Source organism: Paraburkholderia sp. Cpub6, assembly GCF_014201065.1.
GTDB classification, from domain to species: domain Bacteria; phylum Pseudomonadota; class Gammaproteobacteria; order Burkholderiales; family Burkholderiaceae; genus Paraburkholderia; species Paraburkholderia tuberum.
This window is the reverse complement of sequence record NZ_JACHDM010000001.1, coordinates 752743-771207: the sequence shown is the minus strand read 5'-3', so window position 1 is coordinate 771207 and position 18465 is coordinate 752743. Positions and strand designations below refer to the sequence as shown.

The following is an 18465-nucleotide window of genomic DNA, read 5'->3' as shown; positions in this document are numbered from 1 at the left end:
CTCAGACTGCAAGTTGATAGACCTGGCGGCTGACTTCGAGCGTCACGTTGCCGTGCTCGCCCAACGCCGTCATCCCGTGCTCTTCGAGCTTGTTGATCAGCGTGCCGATGGAGCTGCCGCCAATCTGATAGTCGCGCAACCGGGTCCCGAGCGACATGCGCTCGAAGAACACGCGGGTTGCCGTGATCGCCGCGCTGATGCGCTCGTCCTCGCTACCCTCGGTAATGTTCCAGACGCGCTCCGCGTATTGCAGCAGCTTGGCGTGCTTCTGTTGCCGTCGCACGCTCAGCATGGCCGGCAGCACGATCGCGAGCGTCTGCGCATGATCGAGCCCGTGCAGCGCGGTGATTTCGTGGCCGAGCATGTGAGTCGCCCAGTCCTGCGGCACGCCTGCGCCGATCAGGCCGTTGAGCGCGAGCGTCGCGGTCCACATGAGGTTGGCGCGCACGGCATAGTTGTGCGGCTCGGCAAGCGCCTGCGGACCCACTTCGGTCAGCGTGATCAACAGCCCTTCAGCAAAGCGGTCCTGCACTTTCGCATCGACCGGATAGGTCAGGTACTGCTCGACGACATGAACGAATGCGTCGACGACGCCGTTGGCGATCTGCCGCGGCGGCAGCGAGTAGGTCGTAACCGGATCGAGCACGGAAAATCGCGGATAGGTTGCATCGCTGCGAAACGGCAGCTTGTCGCCTTTCGCGCGATGGCTGATCACGCCGCCGTTGTTCATTTCGGAACCCGTGGCCGGCAACGTCAACACACTGCCGAACGGCATCGCGTCGCGCACTTCGACCTGTTTCGCGAGGATGTCCCACGGCTCGCCGTCGAACTTCAGTGCGGCCGCGATGAACTTCGTGCCGTCGATCACCGAGCCGCCGCCGACTGCGAGCAGAAAGTCGAGGTCGCGCTCACGTGCCAGCTCGACCGCCTGCATCAAGGTTTCGTAGGTGGGATTGGGCTCGATGCCGCTGAACACGAAATAGGGACGCTCGCCGAGCGCTGCCTGTACTTGCGCGAGCACACCATTGCTCTTGATGCTGCCGCCGCCGCATGTGATCATCACGCGCGCGTTGGGCGGCACCTCGGTGTCGAGTGCGGCGATCTGGCCTTCGCCGAACAGAATGCGAGTTGGATTGTGGAAGATGAAGTTTTGCATGGGGACCTTGCTTTCCTGCATTGATATGACCGGTCGTCTCAACTGCGGACAAACCGCGCACCGCAGAGCGACTGCGCGCCGCCCGGCGCGCCGACCTCGCTTACTGTGATTGCCGGGACTTGAAAAACAGATCGAACATCGAATGCACACAGGCCTTCAAAGGTTCGACCGAGTCCTCCAGCTTCATCCGCAACAGGCTGCCTTCCCACGTGTTCCAGAAAAGGTCTGCCATTGCTTCAGCCGGAAGATCGCGGCGCACCGAACCGAACTCCTGTCCTCGGCGCAGGTACTCCGCACAACGCATGCGCCATTCGTCGACCGTCAGGCGCGCCGCACGACGGCACAGATCGCTCGACTGCGCGATCTCGCCGGCAAAATTGCCTAACAGGCATCCGCAACGATCTTCACAAGCCTCGTAGTCGGCCACCATGCGCTCGTAGATGCCGCGTAGCGCGAGCAGCGGATCAGGCGCATCCGCTTCGATCGAGTACTGCTGCCACTCTGCCGCCTGCTCGTCCGCGTAGTGACGCAGGATCGCCGCGCCAAACGCTTCCTTGCTGTCGAAGTAGTTGTAGAACGAACCCTTCGGCACGCCGGCGCGCGCAACGATGTCCTTTACGCCAGTGCCGTGATAACCGGTTTCGGCAAACAGCGCGACGCCGGCCTCCAGCAGCTTCTGGTGAAAGTCCGCGGTTCTGCGCACAGGTGCTCCCATCGCCGCGTCTCAGGCTCGCCGCGTGGCGAGCTCGGCGCCCTGACGCAAGGCTTCGAGGAGACTGCGCTCATCGGCAATGCCCTTGCCGGCGATGTCGAACGCCGTGCCGTGATCGACCGAGGTGCGGATCACATCCAGACCGACCGTCACATTGACGCCCGCCTCCAGCCCAAGAACTTTGACCGGACCGTGACCCTGATCGTGATACATCGCGACCACCAGGTCGAAATCGCCGCGTCCGGCGCGGAAGAAAAGCGTGTCGGCAGGCAACGGACCTTCAATGTCCCAGCCTCGCTCGCGAAGACGCTGCACCGCGGGAACGATCTTTTCTTCTTCCTCGCCGTAACCGAACAGGCCGTTCTCGCCCGCATGCGGATTGATGCCGCACACGGCGATGCGCGGATTGGCGATGCCGGCCTTCACGAGCGTCGCATGACCGCGTTCGATCGTGCGCTGCACGAGGCCCGGCTCGATCTTGCGAATCGCATCGATGATGCCAATGTGCGTGGTCACGTGAATCACGCGCAATTTAGGCGCGACGAGCATCATCGAGACTTCGTCGATGCCGGTGAGATATGCGAGCATCTCGGTATGGCCAGGATACTTGTGACCGCCTGCGTGAAGCGCCTCCTTGTTCAAGGGCGCCGTGCAGATCGCGTCGATCTCGCCGGCTTTTGCCAGCTCGACCGCGCGCGCAATGTAGCGGTAGGCGGCGTCGCCCGCGAGTGCCGAGAGCTTGCCAAATGGCAGGTCGACGGGAATCAGCGCGAGGTCGATACACTCGATGGTCCCCGACTCATAGCGGGCCTCCGACGCCTTCTCGATACGACGCACCGTGGCGCTGCCGCCGAGAATCTCATTCGCGCGTTCGAGGCGTGCCGCATCGCCGATGACAAGCGGGCGGCACTGCTGATAGACCGACTCGTGCGTCAGGCTCTTGACCACGATCTCGGGACCCACGCCGGCTGCGTCGCCCATCGTGATGCCGATGACAGGAAGGTAGTTGCTCATAGTGTTCTGGCTGAATTCCGTGGGCTCGTGTTGCAAACCGTTGAGGGTGTGGAGGGGCCGGCCGGGCTGCTGACTTCCGGCCCGCCGCGCGCGGAGTCGGTCGCGCTCCTCAGATGAAGGTAAGCGCCGTACAGCGCATGCGCGCTGCCGAATGCGCCGGCCTTGGTGACAATCCTGAGATGCTCGCGGCCATGCGGACGCGCTACCGCGACGCCCGGCTCGATCTCCGATAGCAATTGCAAACTGGCGATACCGACCGCGCTCAGCATCGCGCGCGCAGTTTCGCCGCCGGTGGCGATCAGTCCGCTGAGATGCGCAAACGATGGCGCAACGAGCGCCGCCAGCGCCTTCGACAGATGCGCACCTTCGGCCGGATTGAACGCTTCGTCGCGCCCGATTCGCAGCAGCAGATCGGTGCGTTCGCCAAGGTGAGCGGCCACGCGGGCCTGCCAGTCCGGCCATTGCGGATGCCGCTCGGCGTCTCGCAGCAAGGCGGGCGGCACCACGATCTCGGCAATGCCCGCACGCTCGCGCAGCATCGCGCATTGCTGCTCCGAGACCGCCGAGAGGCTGCCGACCAGAATCAGCACCGCGCCGTCCTGCCGGTACATCTGCGACGGCGCCGCGTTTTGGTCCGGCGCGGGCGAGGACTGGCCGCTCACCAAAGCCAGCTCGCGAGCCAGTCCGCCGGAGCCGACCCAGAAGAACGCGCCGTCCAGCGACGCCGTGGCCTCGGCGAGCGCCCTGAGGTCCGCATCGGTTTGCGCATCGACGACCAGCGCCTGCATGCCGCCGCGCGTCATTGTGCCGATGGTCTCGCGCAACGCCTGCCGATCGCCGCGCAGCGCCGCGACCCTCAACAGCGCCGTGGTGAGGCCCGCGGACTCCAGCATCCTCGCGAGATCGGCAGAACGTTCAGCGTGTTCGAGCTGCCAGGTTTCGGTCTCTTCGAGCGGAATGCCGCGCACGAAGACCCGGCCGTCACACACAGTACGCCCGGTTGCCGGGTAAGCCGGCGCGACAATGGCGAGCCCCGCGAGCGGCTGCAAGCCGGCGACTTCGGCGGCCCAGTTGCCGCGCAAGGTGGAATCGATTTTTTTGTACAACCGGCAGGCCGGCGCGCCGCATACCTGCCACGCCGCGCCCGTGCAACGTGCCGCGTCAGCGGGCGACATACGGCGCGTGTCAGTATCCACCGCGATCACTTCGGCGTGCGGCATCGCCTGCGCCGCCGTGAGGCTCACCGCCGTGCGCAGACCAGCAGCGGCGAAGGCAATCGCGCAATCGGCGGCGCCGGACAGGTCGTCGGCGACGATCAGAAGTTTGGTCATGCTCAACGTGTCGCTCCGACGGTCGAGTCTCTCGCTTCCGTGCGCGTGGCGACACGCTTTGCGACAGCCGCGGTGAGCATGGGCGAGACGATGGCCGTCACGACCACGCACGCGGCAACCAGCAGCGTCGCACTTTTGGCGGCTTCAGCGTAGACCGGATTGGCCGCGGCGATCAGCGCGGGCACCGCCGCGCCGTTGCCCGCCGTGTTGGCGGCCGCCACCCCAGCGACACCCGTGCCGCCCGTCAGCCGATCGGTCAGGTAAAGGGGAATGCCCGTGACGATCACCACGGCAATGCCGAGGCCGATGCCCAGCAGGCCCGCTTGCCATACCTTGTGCAGGTCGAGGCTCGCACCGAGCGCCAACGCGAAGAACGGAATCATGACCGGCACGGCGCGGCCAAGAAAGGCGCGCATTTCCCGGTCGAGATTGCCAAGCAGCATGCCGGCCGCCAACGGCAGGACGCTGCCGACCAGCGTCTGCCAGGGAAACGCCGAAAGCCCGGCCACGCCGAGCGTGACCATGGTGAGGAACGGGCCGGATTCGAGCGACATGATCGTGTACGCGCCGACGTCTTCAGATTGACCATATTGCCCCATCAACGCCATGTAGAGGCCGCCGTTGGTGTCGTTCATCGCGGCGACCACCGCGAGCGTCGACATGCCGGCGAACAGTCCGGAGGAGACGGGCATCTCGCCAAGAAAATGGCCCAGCACGAAACCGACGACAATCGCCGTCCCCACCTTCGCGGCAAACAGCGCGCCGCCCTTCTTCAGCAGATAGGGCGTCGCCTTGATATCGATGGACGAGCCCATGCACACGTAGAACACAGCAAGGATAGGCAACGCACCCGTAAACAGCGCATTCGTGAAGGAGCCGAAGAATTTCGGCATGCCCGGCAGAAAGGTGGCGATGACTGCGCCGAGCAGGAGCGGGACGATCATCATTCCGCCGGGTACGCGTTCGATTGCGCGCTTGATGGGTAGTTGGGCCATAGTTGTCTCACGGTTGTTTGTGATCGATATGATCACTTTAATGATCGATTCAATCATTTATGAGTGTACGCCCGCCCTCCGCTTCGCGCAAATATTTCTGGAACAGCCCTTTTTACAGCCGGCATTTTGAAAATGATTGGGGGCGATGGGCTTGCCGCCTGAATTGATCGATTCAATCACTTCAGTCAATTTGACGCAGCGGGCCTGCCGCCGCAGGCGGGCACATTCGCGCGGCGCACACCTGCCTGCCCCGCCCCATTGCCCCGCCAGCCCGTTTGATTACACTTACGCGATTCGACGCCTTTACACGGCGCACCACCCAGGCAAGCCATCTCCCATGAAAGTTACGAACCGCCGCGAGGCAATGCTGCAGGCCGTCCTCTCCGGCATGACCGACGTCAGCGCGTTGTGCGAGCACTTCCGCATGTCCGAGGCGACGGTTCGCCGCGACCTGCGCGCGCTCGCCGACGAACGGCGCATCGTGCGCACCTACGGAGGCGCGGCCGCTTCGCTCGGTATTCACGAACCCGAGGAATCGCTCGATAGCCGCCGCGAGAGTTTTCGCGAGCAAAAGGAGGCCATCGCGCGCGTGGCCGTGAGCCATGTGCAGGATGGCGACGCCATCTTTCTCGACGGCGGCACCACCACCGCGGCAATGGCACGTTTGCTCGCCGGCCGTCGCGAGGTTCGCGTTGTGACCAACAATCTGTTGGCCGTCAACACGCTCGCTGCGAGCGAAGTGCCCGTCACGCTGATCGGCGGCGATCTGCGTCCCACCAGCATGAGCACGCTCGGCCCGCTTGCGCAGCTTGCCTTGAGCCGCCTGTCGGTCGACAAGGCATTTCTCGGCGCGGACGGCGTGGTGGCTGACCGAGGCCTCTGCGAGGCGTCAGCGGAGCAGGCCTACCTGAAGGAATGCGTCATCAGGCAGGCTGCCCAACTCTTCGTACTGGTCACCTCGCACAAGTTGGACCGCGCAAGCCAGCAACACTGGACACCGCTCGACCGCGAGTGGACGCTCGTGACCGACGCCCGTCGCGACGCACCTGAGATGGCCTCATTCCTGTTGCACGGCGAGGTGACCGTCGAGACGGCGCGGTAGCATGGGCACATTGACTGCCAGGTATAACGGCTGCATCGAGTCGCTGTTCAACTCGGCCTGCGAGCAATGAAGTCAATTTCGACGAGCGCGTCACGCGCCAATCCGGTTACGCCGATGCAGGTCCGCGCCGGCAATCTCCCAGTCGGAAAATAAGCTGCATAGACGGCGTTCATCGCCGCGTAATCCCGTTTGAATTCGGTCAGGAAAATCCGCGCCGAAAGGACATGTTCGAGGCCCAGACCCATCCCCTTCATCACCAGTATCAGATTGTCCATCACTCGTGTCGTCTGGGCGGCCACGCCTTCGGGAAGCGGTGCGTTGTCATCCTCCGGCGACGTCGGCATCTGGCCGGTGAGAAACACCCAGCCGTCGTGCTCGGTTGCATGGGAGAAAGGGCCTACCGGTGTCGGGCCGCCCTCGACCATCCAGAATTTTGTAGATACATCCATTCGAGGTAACTCCGGAAAAAGGAAAGCACCGTGCGCACCGCTTCGGCAGACCGATCGCGCACGCACGACAAGATGATTTACTCCGCGAACAAGGCCTTGCGGATGATCGCGTGCACACCCCAGTTGCCGTCGACGACCTGTGTCACACCAAAGTCGACTGCGACCGACATCAACGAGATTGCTTCGTCTTCGGTAAGGCCCTTGGTCGTCATCAGAAAGCGGCGCGTCTTGATGAACGCGTCACGCATCGCGAGATCCAGCGTCGACTTCTCGTAGACCTTGCTCTGCGCGTGCGTGCCGAATTCAGCCAGATAGTTAGCATGACTGAAGCCATGCAGCACCCACTCGTCGGCGGTTTCGACGAGCGGATACGTGAGATCCGCGTACGGTTGGCCGGTCAAAGTCGCTCTCTTGTGCAATATCAGTTGGAACTCGCCGGTCAGCGAGCATTCGATCGCCGTCCCACATAGCTCGGAATCGCCCTGCGATGCGTGCGGATCCCCGACCGACAGCAATGCGCCGGGAACCCCCACCGGCAGATAGACGCTCGCACCCTGCGCGACGCGCCAGTTGTCCAGGTTGCCGCCGAACGCGGACGGCGGAATCGAGTCGATGAGACCGTCCTGTTGCGGCGCGACCGCGATCAGGCCGAAATGCGGGCGCACCGGAATCTTGACGCCCTTGAGAATTCCATAGTTCTCCTCGACGGTGGAATGATCGACAGGAACGCCCGGATAGTCGATGGTCGGATGCACGACGCCGAACGGATCGCGTTGCGGCGTCCAGCGGTAGTTGTAGACCGCGCGCGCAAAGGGCGTGCCCTGGTCCGGCCGGGGCTCTGCGTCGAGTTCATAAATCGTGACGACTTCGCGCGGTTTAGGCTCGGTCAACAATTCACGGTAATGGAAACCCCACCACGCGGCCGCATTGCTGCCGAACGTCCGCCCGCTGAATTGCGGATTCGCGCAGCGCCGCGGATGCACCTCGAGGATCCTGACTTCCAGTATGTCGCCCGGCTCGGCGCCACGTACCGCAATCGGGCCGGTGCAGATATGCACCCCAAACCCTTCGCCGGCGCCTCGACCGTAGATCGATGCGTCGATCGGTCCGGCGCCGCGCCGGTTCACGTTTTTGCGCTCGGCGGTCCAGTGGAACACGCTTTCAGCGCCTGGATCGCCGGCCACCATACGCGCCCAGTCGTCCGACGCATGCTGCGTCAGTGTCTCGATCGTCACGCTATCGCCGCTGTCGACTTCGAGCACCGGCTTCAGGTCGTGTGAGAAATAGCCCCAATGTACCGTGTTGGCCGTTGCACGCAACAGATGGTGGCGCGGCTTGCCGGACCGGCTGCTGATTGCCTGCCTCGGGCCGGTTCGAGTGTCGACGGGGCGACTGGCCACGATCGCACCGGCAGAGTCGAGCTTTGCTTCGCGCGACGACGCTTTCGCGGGAACCAGCAGCGCATCCGCGTTGAGCGGCAATCCGCGCGAAATGCGCTGCACCACACGCCGGGCCAGATCGAGGCTCGCTTCATGACGGAAGGCGCGCGGCGACGTCTTGTACTGCTCGCGAAACGCACGGCTGAAATGCGCGGGATCGTTGAAGCCCCAACGAAAACAGATATCCGAAATCGACGTCTTTTCGTGGAGCGGATCGACGAGTTCAGCCCTGCAGCGTTCAAGGCGGCTGAGTCGCAAATACGTGGAGAAGCTCTGGCCGGCAGTTTCGAACAGCTTTTGCAGGTAGCGCTGCGAGACGCGCTCCTCTGCGGCGAGACGCGTGAGACTGATGTTGGGGTCGCCCAGTTGCGCATCGATACTGCGGCACACGCGCGAGAAGATGGCCGCCTGTGACGATGTCAGTCCGCTAATCGGCGTTTCGCGCTGTTGCACGGACAGAATCGCCACCAGAAACTCGACCAGCGCGAGCTCAAGCGGACGCAGGTCGTTGGCGGACAACGTCTCCACGCCTTCCGCAAGCGACGCAAGAAAACCGGAAAACACATGCCCGACACCGGCATCTCCGGCGATCCGGCCGGCGTTCATCGACGCTGCAAACAGCCGCCCCCTGATCGCCGAGCGCGGTACACGCGCGACAAAAGCGCGGAAATCGGTCGCGAAGAGCAGCGAGGCGCCTTCGCCCGACGGCAGAAAGACGAGGTCGTTCACTGCCAGAGGCTGACGTCCGCTGTTGGCCTGCAGCGTCGCCACACCGTCAAGGTGCAGCACAATCAGCACGCCGTCGCCACTGGCAGCACTCGGTTCGAGCGTCTGCGCCACCGACGCCAGCAAGCCCAGATCGAAACCGCCGGGCGAGCGCTGCGCGACGATCGTGCCACGCAACGCCCGCACAGAAGCAATCGCACCGCTACGCCACCCCATCGTGTCAAGCGCTTTAACCCACGCGCGAAGCCGTTCGGCCTCCGAATAGGACTCGGTAGTAAAGCGCAGCAAATCCAACGTTGACTCCAGAACAGACGCCCGTCGCACGAGCGCAACGCCCGCTACCCGAGGACAGATTCGACGAGCGGTACGGGTCGCCCAAAAAAGCAATAACCGCACCAACTCGGGTCGGGTGCATCGCGAGGGCGCGGCGCCCCGAGCGCCGGTGGCCGCCCGACCGCGATGATTGCGCGCGCAGGCACCAGCAACGCCCTTGTGCACCGACCTGACGCATACGGGACGCCCGCGCACCCGCGCGGCGAATCGCCTGCGGCCCGAGCGGGACGTCTCAGCGGCCGGCGCCGCCGACAAAGACGTTCTTGCGAATTGATCCATGCACACCCCAATTGCCGTCGACCACTTGTGTGACGCCGAAATCCGCGGCGACCGACATCAGCGCAATGGCCTCATCCTCGCTTAGCCTGTGCACGGTCATCAGGAACCGGCGCAGCTTGCGGAACGCGTCGCGCATTGCCTTGTCGAGACTCGCGTGCTGTGCCACCTCGGTCTGTCCGGCCGGGCCGAGTTCCGCCAGGTAGTTGGCGAAAGTGAATCCGTACACCGACCATTGGTCGTCGGTTTCCAGCATCGGGTGCGTGAGGCCTTCGAGAATCGTGCCGCCGAGGTCATTCTTCTTGTGCAGCACGAACTCGAAGTCGCCGGTGAGCGAGGTTTCGATCGCCGTACCGCCAAGTTCACTGTCACCCTGCGCTGCATGAGGATCGCCGACAGAAAAGAATGCGCCTTCGACCGCGACCGGGTAATACATCCGCGCACCTTTTCCGACGCGCCAATCGTCGATATTGCCGCCGGTGTAGCTGGGCGGAATCGAGCTGACATAGTCGAGTTCCGCCGGCGCGAGCCCCATCGTGCCGAAATGCAGCCTGGCCGGCACCTTCACGTTCGGCAGGATGTTCTCACGTTTGTTCACCAGCGTAGGGTCGACCTTGACGCCCGGGTAATCGATCATCGCGTGGACCACGCCGTCCGGGTCGGTTTGCGGCGTCCATACGTAGTTGTAGACCGCACGCGCAAATGGCTCGCCCGAGGTATCGAGCTCGAAGATCGTCACGACTTCACGGGGCTTCGGCTCCTCGATGAGATCGTGGTAATGAAAGCCCCACGATGCGGCGACATTCGAACCGAAACAACGGCCGCGATAGCACGCATTGCAGCTCGGCCGCGGGCGCACGTCGAGGATTCGCACTTCGAGCACGTCGCCCGGCTCGGCCCCTTCGATCGCGACCGGCCCGGTCAGCAGATGCACGCCGACACCTTCGCCCGAGCCGAGCGTAAACGGTCCATCGGTTGGCCCGGCGCCCCGGCGCGGCATGGCCTTGTGCTCGCGAGTCCACTGAAAAATGCTTTCGGCGCCGGGGTCGCCCGCGACCATCCGTTCGTGGTCGTCGTTCGCATGGTGGGTCAGCGTCTCGATGGTGACCCGGTCCCCGGAACGCAGCGTCAACGCGGGCGCGACCTGTTTGCTGAAGTAACCCCAGTGAACCGTTTCAGGCGAAACCGGGAGTGTATGGTGCTTCATGTCTGTTCGAACCTCGTAAGACGCCCGGCACGAACGGCCGGGCGATGCTGAATGGCGTGCGCCGTCAAGACGCGACTTCGAGCCGGTCGTCCGCGCCCATCACGCTCAGAAATCGAGCTGTCAACGGATGGCGCGGCTGGGTGAGCACTTCATGCGTGGGTCCCTGTTCGACCACCGCGCCGCCGCTCATGAACACGACGCGATCGGCGACCTGATCGGCAAAGCGCAACTGGTGCGTGGAGATGATCATGGTCAGGCCGCCTTCGTCCACGAGCCGCTGAATCACGTCGAGTACCTCGCCGACGAGTTCGGGGTCGAGCGCGGAGGTCGGTTCGTCGAGCAGCAGCACGCGAGGATTCGGCGCCAGCGCGCGGGCAATCGCGACGCGCTGCTGCTGGCCGCCCGACAGATGTCGCGGCAACGCATCCGCGCGATGACTGAGGCCGACGCGTTCGAGCAGTTCGCGCGCGCGGCGCTCGGCGTCGGCCGGTGGCATCCCGTGTACCCAGCGCAGCGGCCCGGCGATGTTCTCGCACGCCGTCAGATGGCTGAATAGATTGAAATGCTGGAACACCATGCCGACGCCGGCACTCGCTCGCTCGTTGGCGAGGTCGCCCTGTGTCATTGGCTGACCGTCGACCCGAAAACCGATGCGCTTGCCGCCGATACGGATTTCGCCGGCATCCCACTGCTCCAGGTGATTGATACAGCGCAGCAGCGTGCTTTTGCCCGATCCGCTCGGCCCGAGCAGCGCAATGACCTCGCCGAAGCGGACCGTGAGGTCGAAGCCGTCGAGTACCGTCTGCTTGCCGTAACGCTTGCTCAGCCCTTTCACCTGCACCGCCGCTTTCTGCTTCTGCAATAGCTCGTAGCGGCTTGCGCGCTCCGCATGGGCCTTGCGCGCAACCGGCACGGGCGCGGCGTCGAGCGGCACACCGACGGATAGCGTCGCGCTCGCGGCGGAGGGCTCCACGGCGAGCGCGGCCCGGCGCCACGGCAGCAGTCGCGCAAACCGTCCGGACGGACTGCGATCGAGATCGAGCGCGGTTTCGGCGAATAGCTGGATCGCGGCAATCAAGCCGGTCAGCACGAGATACATCAGCCCGGACGCAAAGAAGATCGAGAAGAAATCAAACGTCGACGACGCGAGTTGCGTGCTGCGCAAGGTCAGTTCGTCGACCGCGATCACGGAGGCCAGCGACGAGTTCTTCAGCGCGCTGACCGATTCGTTGCCGAGCGCCGGCACCATGGTGCGGATCGCCTGCGGCGCGATCACACGGCGCAGCAACACGGTCGGCGTCATGCCGAGCGCCTGCGCCGCAAGAACTTGCCCACGGTCGACGCCGAGCACGCCGGAGCGCAGGATTTCCGCGATGAACGGCCCTTCGTTCGCCGCAAGCGCGAGACCCGCGGCGCCCATCGCGCTCAACTTCAAACCGATGTGCGGCAGCGCGTCGTATGCGAACACGAGTTGCAGGATCAGCGGCGTTCCGCGAAAAATCACCGTGTAGCCGCGTGCAATGGCGGCAAGCGGCCCCACCTTGCTCAGCTGCATGCTCGCGAGCACCAGTCCCACGATCAGACCGCCTGCCAGCCCGAGGAGCGTGACTGCGATGGTGAAGCCGATGCCGCTTAACAGATACGGCAGGCCGACATAGTGCAGGAACAAATTCATCAGTTCGAGGCAATCAGCTTGGGAGTTTCGAGATTTTCAGCACCAAGCGACCACTTCTTCAGCAGCTCGGTCTGGGTGCCGGACTTCTGGATGGCGACGAGCGCCGCCATTACCGCCGCGCGCATTGCCGGATTCGTTTTGGGTACGCCGATACCGATCGAATACGGCAGTGTCACCGCATTGGCCTTTTCGAGCTGGCCCGGATACGCCTTGACCGCCTGGTCCACCGTATTGACGTCGTTGATGTACGTATCGGCGCGGCCTGAGAGAATCGCCTGGATTGCGTTCGCGTTGTTGTCGTACAGCTGCACGGCGGCTTCCGGCTTGTTCGCCGCCTTGCAAAGCGGTGCGAGCTTCTGGATCAGCGGCACTTCGACGTAACCGGTGTTCTCCGCAGCAGTCGTGCCGCACATCGTCTGGTTGATGCCGCTGATTTTCTTCGGATTGCCCTTCGCAACCAGCACGCCGTCGAACACTTTCGAATAGGTGATGAAGTCCGCCGCCTTCGCGCGCTCCTCGGTCGCATAGATATCGGAGATCACGATGTCGGCCTGACCGCTTTGCAGCGTCGCCAGCAGCGCCGAGAACGCGACAGGCTTGTACGCCATCTTGAAGCCGAGGCAATTGCCGATCGCCTCGCCGAGATCGATGTCGAAGCCGATGTATTTGGTCGGATCGTTCGGGTCCAGCGCTTCGTAACCCGGCGTGTGCGGGTTGATCGCGTTGATCAGCGTCTTGCCCTTGAATTGCGGGTATTTCGCCTGCAACGCGGCGCACTCGGCGGGAACCGGCGCGGCGGCTTGAGCGTGACCCGACATCAGCAGCGCCAGCAGACTGGCAGCGCCGAGAAGCAGCTCGCGCCAGCGGCGACCAAAACCGCCTGCGCGCGGCATGCCACGTCCATGACCGACAGTATTTGTGTTCATCCCCATACTCCTGAACGGCAGATGTCAAAGGCCCACCCTATGTACGCCTCGTTGCATCGCACGAAACCAAGGGTAGGTGAACGAAATTCCGTGGACTTGTTCCAGCGCGCCCAAATGCTTGCACGGGCGCGAAGCAGGACATCAGCGTCGCGAGCGGGTCGATGGTGTTGCTCGGCCAGTCGAGTTGGCAGCGCACCCGGCAAGCTGGACACTTCGACTGCCGGGCGCAATGCGTCGTACTCAATGCGATGACGCCGTCCCCGCCTGCAGCGTGGCGGCGGGTATTTGCGCTTCGCGCGGGAAGTAGCACGCCGGCGATTTGACGTGCACATACTGATTCCCGCAGGGTAGGCCCGCATAGTCGACGGTCCGGGTTGTCGCAGTCTGCGCAAGCGGCGCACGGTGAGCCTGTGCCGACGAATAGGCGCAGCCGTTCAGCAGAGCGACGAAGATCAGGCCAATGAGAGTTCGTATCATGAGGAATGTGTCGCGTGGTCCGTCTCAATGAGCTTCTTTTAGCGCCGCGCTCGAGACCAGCGCGTCCGACCTGTTCCACCAACCGCCGCCGACGGCCTGAAAGAGCGCCGCCGTGTCCGCGAGCCTCGCAGCTCTCGCCTGGATCGCGGCGACGTGCGCCGTTTCGTAGCTTTGCTGTGCCGTCAGCACGGACAGGTAAGCGATCTCCCCCGTCTGCAGCTTCCGGCGAGCGATATCGAGGCTGCGCGATGCAGCCGCTTCGGCGGCCGCGGACGCTTCCAGCGTCTTCGCATCGGCTTGCACGCTCTGCAAGACATCGGCAACGTTCTGGAACGCGTTGATGACCGTCAGGCGGTACTGCGCCCCGGCCTGCTCGTAGACCGCCTGTGCGGCGCGCTGGCGGTGCAGCAGCGCCCCGCCCTGAAAGATCGGCTGCGCGACCTTGCCGACCACGTTGAAGAACTGGTTGTATGGCGTGAACGCGTTGGCGAGAGCATTTGGTGAGGTGCCCAGTGCGGCGCTCAGTGAGATCTGCGGCAGCCGGTTGGCGATGGCGACGCCGACCTGTGCGGAGGCCGCGTGCAGCGTGGCGGCGGCGGCGCGAATATCCGGGCGTTGCTCGACGAGCCTGGACGGCAAGCTCACCGGAAGATTGTCGGGCAGGTGCAGGTCCGCCAGATCGAAGTGCACCGCCAGGTCTTCATTCGGAAAGCCTCCCACCAGAGCAGTCAGCGCATCACGCTGCAGCGCCAGTTGCTTTTCGAGCGGCGGCAACGCCGCTTGCGCCTGGGCGAGCACAGCCTGTTGTTGCAACAGATCGGCCTGTGCGGCCTCGCCGAGCGTGTATTCACGGCGGACGATGTCCGCGAGTTCGGTGTCGGCCTTGATCATCTCTTCTTGCGCGGCAAGCTGACCTCGCAAGGCCGCTTCGTCGATCGCCGCGAGCGCCACGTTGCTGCTCAACGTCAGATAAGCCGCTTCGAGTTCGAAGCGCTGATTCTCGGCTTGCGCGGCCGCCGATTCGACGGTCCGGCGATTCAGGCCGAATGCGTCGAGCGAATATGAAACGGTCAGCTCGCCCGTGTACAGCGAATAGATGCGCTGGTTGTTCGCCGCGACCGGTGCGAGGCTCGCAGTCGGAGTCCCGTTCCTGCTGCCCGACGCATCGAGACCGATGCTGGGGAAGAACGCTCCCTCCTGCGCCAGCATGTTTTCGCGCGCGCTAGTGAGCGCAGCTTGTGCGGCGTCGATCGTCGGGCTGCGCCTGAACGCGCGATCGATCAGCTGGTTCAACTGCGGGGACTGGAACAGCGTCCACCATTGCCCGGGTATATCGCCGCCGGCGACGAAGTCCTGCGCCGGCCCATCTGCGCCGGCCGCCGCCGCGGTCCTCGAAGGCAACGGCGCTTGCGTATAGCCGGCTCCAGCCGGTGCGGCAGGCTGCGTGAAGTTGGGACCGACCGCGCAACCCGCGAGGAGCAACGGTATCAACAGGCTGGTCGAACGTTTGAAGGTGATCATGTGACTAACGCCATGTGTCATTCTGCGTATTCCGGTACGGTCTGCTCTTGCGGCACCGTGCGCTTGCGGCGGTCGAACCACGGGTACAGGGACGGCAGCACCAGCAAGGTCAGCAGCGTGGCCGATACCAGTCCACCGATCACCACCGTGGCGAGCGGCCGTTGCACTTCCGCGCCGGAACTCGTGGAAAAAGCCATTGGCAGGAAGCCGAGGCTCGCGACAGTCGCCGTCATCAGCACGGGACGCAGCCGTGTCAAGGCAGCCTGCCGCGCAGCCTCGATAGCGCCAAGGCCGCTCGCCCGCTTCTCGACGATGTAGCTGACCAGCACGACCCCGTTCAACACCGCAATGCCGAACAGCGCGATGAAGCCGACGGCGGCCGAAATGCTGAACGGCAGGCCGCGAGTCCAGAGCGCCAGGATCCCGCCGATTGCCGCAAACGGCACGTTGAAGAAGATGAGTGCCGCCAGGCTCACGCTGTCGAACATCAGATAAAGCAGGACGAAGATCACCGCCAGGGCGACGGGCACGACCACGTAGAGCCGCGACATCGCCTCCTGCAGATTCTTGAAGCTGCCGTTCCAGGACAGGCTGTACCCGGGCGGAAGCTTGACCTGCGTGGCCACGGCATGTTGCGCAGCGAGCACGAACCCGGCGAGATCGCGGCCGCGCACGTTGGCCTGCACCATGATCACGCGCTGCCCCTCTTCGCGCTCGATCGTCGAAGGACCGGGCTCCATCCGGATGTCGGCGACTTCGGCGAGCGGCACGGCCTTGCCCGCGCCGTTGCTCACGCGTAGCGCGCCGATTCGCGCCACATCCGTGCGGTCTTGCGGCGTCAGACGAACGCGTATGTCGAAGCGGCCATCGTTATTCGAAATCGAGCCAACGGTGCGGCCTCCGAGCGCCTGCACCACGTCGAGCACCTGGCTCGCATTGAGGCCATAGCGCGCCACCGCATCCCGGTTCACGATGATGCGCAAGTACGGCTGGCCGACCGTCTGTTGCGCTTGCACGTCGGCGGCTCCCGGCACGCGAGCGATCACGCTCGCAATACGCTGCGCAGTATCGTGCAACGCGTCGAGGTCGTTGCCGTGAATCATCACGGCGACATCCGCCTGCACGCCCGCCAGCATGTCGTCCATGCGCATCTGGATCGGCTGGGCCCAATCGAGCGTGAGGCCGGGAACCGCGCGATTGAGCGCATCCGAATACGCTTCGACCAGTCCCTCCTGAGTCTGCGCGGTCTTCCACTCCGATTTCGGCTTGAGCATGATGAAAGTGTCGCTTTGCTCGACACCCATCGGATCGGTGGGAATCTCGGAGCTGCCCCCGAGCGTGACTGCCGACTGAACTTCGGGAAAGCGCATCAGCGTTCGCTCGACCATCGTCTGTGACTCGACCGCCGACGGCACGGAAATGCCGGGCAGCTTCGTGGTCGTGACCGTGAGCGCCCCTTCTTCCAAACGCGGCAGGAATTCCGCACCGAGGCGCGAGCCGAGAACGCCCGCGAGCGCGAGCAGCAGCACGGCAAGCACGACAGTCAGCACGGGACGATGCGCCGCGCGCGTGAGCACCGGCTCGTAGCGCCGCCGCATCCAGTGGATGATGCGGCTCTCGCGTTCGGCCACCTTGCCGCGCAGCAGAAAGCTCGCGAGAACGGGCATCACGGTCAACGTGATCACGAGCGACGCGAGGAGCGCGAACACGACCGTCAACGCCATCGGGCGGAACATCTTTCCCTCGACGCCCTGGAGGCTGAGAATCGGCAGATAGACGGCGGTAATGATCAGGACCGCAAACGTGATGGGCCGCGCCACTTCCCGGGATGCCTCGAGCACGACCGCCTGCATGGGCCGCGCCGGTGCTTCCGCGCGCCGCCGTACGATGTTCTCGATCATGACCACCGCGCCGTCGACGAGCAGGCCGAAATCGATGGCGCCCAGGCTCATGAGATTGCCGGACATACCCGCGCTGTACATGGCGATCGCCGCGGCCAGCATCGACAAAGGAATCGCCAGCGCGACGATCAGGCCGGCGCGCACATTGCCGAGCAACAGCAGCAGCACGGCAATCACGAGCACGGCGCCTTCGACCATGTTGTGAGCAACCGTGTGCAGCACGCGGTTCATCAGGTCGGCGCGATTGTAGTACGGTGCGATTTCGACGCCGGGCGGCAGCGTCGTGTTGATTTCCTTGACGGCGTCCTGAACCCGCTGCGCGACGATACGGGTGTTCTGCCCGAGTCCCATCAGAACGACGCCGACAACGGCTTCGCCGTTGCCGTCGCGCGTGACCGCGCCAAGCCGGGGCATCGGCGCCTCGACGACGCGCGCAACATTGCGAACATAAAGCGGCGTGCCATCCGGCTCGGTGCGCAACACGATGTTGCCGATGTCCGTCGCGTTGCGAAGCAGCCCTTCGCCGCGAATGATGGCCTCCCCGCCGTTGTGCTCGATGGTCGCGCCGCCGGTTGCGCCGTTGTTCATCTGCACGGCATTGAAGATGTCGGCGGTCGAAAGGCCGTAGCGCGTGAGTGCGTCGTCCGCCACCTGCACTTCATAGGTCTTCAGTTCGCCGCCGTTGACGTTGACGTCGACCACGCCCGGCACTTCGCGGAATTTCGGCGCGATCTGCCAGTCGAGCAGCGTTCGCAGCGTCATCAGGGATTGCCCGTGGCCACGCACCTGAAATTGATAGATCTCGCTCAGGCCATCCGACAGCGGTCCCATCTGAGGCGGATTTGTACCGGGCGGAAGCTGCACCGTCTGCAGGCGCTCGCCGATCAGATTGCGATCCTGATAGATGTTCGAGCCGTCGGCAAAGCGCACGTAGATGACCGACAGGCCATAACGGGAAATGGAGCGCAGCGCCTGCATGCCGGGCAGCCCTTGCAGGGCGAGTTCGACGGGCGCGGTAATCGAGCGTTCGATATCGACCGGAGCGAGCCCCGGCGCTTGCGTCGTCACGAGCACCTGGACCGGCGAGATATCGGGCTGCGCATCGAATGGCAGTCGCTGCATGCTGACGAGCCCAAAGGCGATCAGTACGGCGACCAGGATCAGTACCATGGCGCGATTCTTCAGCGCCGCATCGACAATCTTCGTAATCATGACCTGCGCTCGC

General features: G+C 64.1%; 13 protein-coding genes. 1 reads left to right on the top strand and 12 read right to left on the bottom strand.

The genetic code is table 11. The annotated features are described in order from the left end of the window. Position 1 precedes the first annotated feature (1 nt). The 5 genes from yqhD to HDG33_RS03340 form a co-directional block, all read right to left on the bottom strand. On the bottom strand, positions 2-1156 hold the full coding sequence (gene yqhD / locus HDG33_RS03360; RefSeq protein ID WP_184022592.1) for an alcohol dehydrogenase: 1155 nt from the start codon (positions 1154-1156) through the stop codon (positions 2-4). Between the two features lie 100 nt (positions 1157-1256). Then, positions 1257-1859, bottom strand: a complete 603-nt coding sequence (locus HDG33_RS03355; RefSeq protein WP_184022590.1) for a TetR/AcrR family transcriptional regulator — start codon at positions 1857-1859, stop codon at positions 1257-1259. 21 nt (positions 1860-1880) lie between these two features. After that, the gene (pdxA, locus tag HDG33_RS03350) at positions 1881-2882 is read right to left on the bottom strand and encodes a 4-hydroxythreonine-4-phosphate dehydrogenase PdxA (RefSeq protein ID WP_184022588.1); all 1002 of its coding nucleotides are present in this window, start codon (positions 2880-2882) and stop codon (positions 1881-1883) included. Beyond that, positions 2879-4213 carry a four-carbon acid sugar kinase family protein gene (locus tag HDG33_RS03345; protein ID WP_184022586.1) on the bottom strand — a complete coding sequence of 445 codons (1335 nt, stop codon included), beginning with the start codon at positions 4211-4213 and terminating at the stop codon, positions 2879-2881. Before HDG33_RS03345 ends, pdxA begins: the two co-directional genes overlap by 4 nt. Before the next feature lie 2 nt (positions 4214-4215). Further along, a complete protein-coding gene (locus tag HDG33_RS03340; RefSeq protein ID WP_184022584.1) occupies positions 4216-5208 on the bottom strand; it encodes a 2-keto-3-deoxygluconate permease in 993 nt (330 codons plus the stop codon). A gap of 337 nt (positions 5209-5545) precedes the next feature. On the opposite strand from HDG33_RS03340, the gene HDG33_RS03335 reads away from it, so the two are divergent. Continuing rightward, positions 5546-6310, top strand: a complete 765-nt coding sequence (locus tag HDG33_RS03335; RefSeq protein WP_184022582.1) for a DeoR/GlpR family DNA-binding transcription regulator — start codon at positions 5546-5548, stop codon at positions 6308-6310. Between the two features lie 47 nt (positions 6311-6357). Here the strand turns inward: HDG33_RS03335 and HDG33_RS03330 are convergent, their stop codons facing one another. From HDG33_RS03330 to HDG33_RS03295, 7 genes are all read right to left on the bottom strand, one after another. Continuing rightward, positions 6358-6759: a RidA family protein gene (locus tag HDG33_RS03330; RefSeq protein WP_184022581.1), complete on the bottom strand. Its 402-nt coding sequence runs from the start codon at positions 6757-6759 to the stop codon at positions 6358-6360. A gap of 77 nt (positions 6760-6836) precedes the next feature. Continuing rightward, on the bottom strand, positions 6837-9218 hold the full coding sequence (locus HDG33_RS03325) for an acetamidase/formamidase family protein (protein ID WP_184022579.1): 2382 nt from the start codon (positions 9216-9218) through the stop codon (positions 6837-6839). A gap of 271 nt (positions 9219-9489) precedes the next feature. Further along, entirely contained in the window at positions 9490-10740 is a 1251-nt protein-coding gene (locus tag HDG33_RS03320; RefSeq protein ID WP_184022577.1) for an acetamidase/formamidase family protein, read from the bottom strand. A gap of 64 nt (positions 10741-10804) precedes the next feature. Continuing rightward, positions 10805-12415, bottom strand: a complete 1611-nt coding sequence (locus HDG33_RS03315) for an amino acid ABC transporter permease/ATP-binding protein (RefSeq protein ID WP_184022575.1) — start codon at positions 12413-12415, stop codon at positions 10805-10807. Continuing rightward, entirely contained in the window at positions 12415-13341 is a 927-nt protein-coding gene (locus tag HDG33_RS03310) for an ABC transporter substrate-binding protein (protein WP_184022573.1), read from the bottom strand. Before HDG33_RS03310 ends, HDG33_RS03315 begins: the two co-directional genes overlap by 1 nt. Positions 13342-13842: 501 nt before the next feature. Continuing rightward, on the bottom strand, positions 13843-15339 hold the full coding sequence (locus HDG33_RS03300; RefSeq protein ID WP_184022568.1) for an efflux transporter outer membrane subunit: 1497 nt from the start codon (positions 15337-15339) through the stop codon (positions 13843-13845). A 17-nt stretch (positions 15340-15356) separates the two neighbouring features. Continuing rightward, entirely contained in the window at positions 15357-18452 is a 3096-nt protein-coding gene (locus tag HDG33_RS03295; protein ID WP_184022567.1) for an efflux RND transporter permease subunit, read from the bottom strand. Between the last annotated feature and the right edge of the window lie 13 nt (positions 18453-18465).

Bases quoted from the DNA above. Each gene is read 5' to 3' on its own strand.
- HDG33_RS03320 (WP_184022577.1), bottom strand. From the start codon at position 10,740: ATGAAGCACCATACACTCCCGGTTTCGCCTGAAACGGTTCACTGGGGT.
- HDG33_RS03340 (WP_184022584.1), bottom strand. From the start codon at position 5,208: ATGGCCCAACTACCCATCAAGCGCGCAATCGAACGCGTACCCGGCGGA.
- HDG33_RS03300 (WP_184022568.1), bottom strand. From the start codon at position 15,339: ATGATCACCTTCAAACGTTCGACCAGCCTGTTGATACCGTTGCTCCTC.
- HDG33_RS03345 (WP_184022586.1), bottom strand. From the start codon at position 4,213: ATGACCAAACTTCTGATCGTCGCCGACGACCTGTCCGGCGCCGCCGAT.
- HDG33_RS03335 (WP_184022582.1), top strand. From the start codon at position 5,546: ATGAAAGTTACGAACCGCCGCGAGGCAATGCTGCAGGCCGTCCTCTCC.
- pdxA (WP_184022588.1), bottom strand. From the start codon at position 2,882: ATGAGCAACTACCTTCCTGTCATCGGCATCACGATGGGCGACGCAGCC.
- HDG33_RS03330 (WP_184022581.1), bottom strand. From the start codon at position 6,759: ATGGATGTATCTACAAAATTCTGGATGGTCGAGGGCGGCCCGACACCG.
- HDG33_RS03295 (WP_184022567.1), bottom strand. From the start codon at position 18,452: ATGATTACGAAGATTGTCGATGCGGCGCTGAAGAATCGCGCCATGGTA.
- yqhD (WP_184022592.1), bottom strand. From the start codon at position 1,156: ATGCAAAACTTCATCTTCCACAATCCAACTCGCATTCTGTTCGGCGAA.
- HDG33_RS03310 (WP_184022573.1), bottom strand. From the start codon at position 13,341: ATGAACACAAATACTGTCGGTCATGGACGTGGCATGCCGCGCGCAGGC.
- HDG33_RS03315 (WP_184022575.1), bottom strand. From the start codon at position 12,415: ATGAATTTGTTCCTGCACTATGTCGGCCTGCCGTATCTGTTAAGCGGC.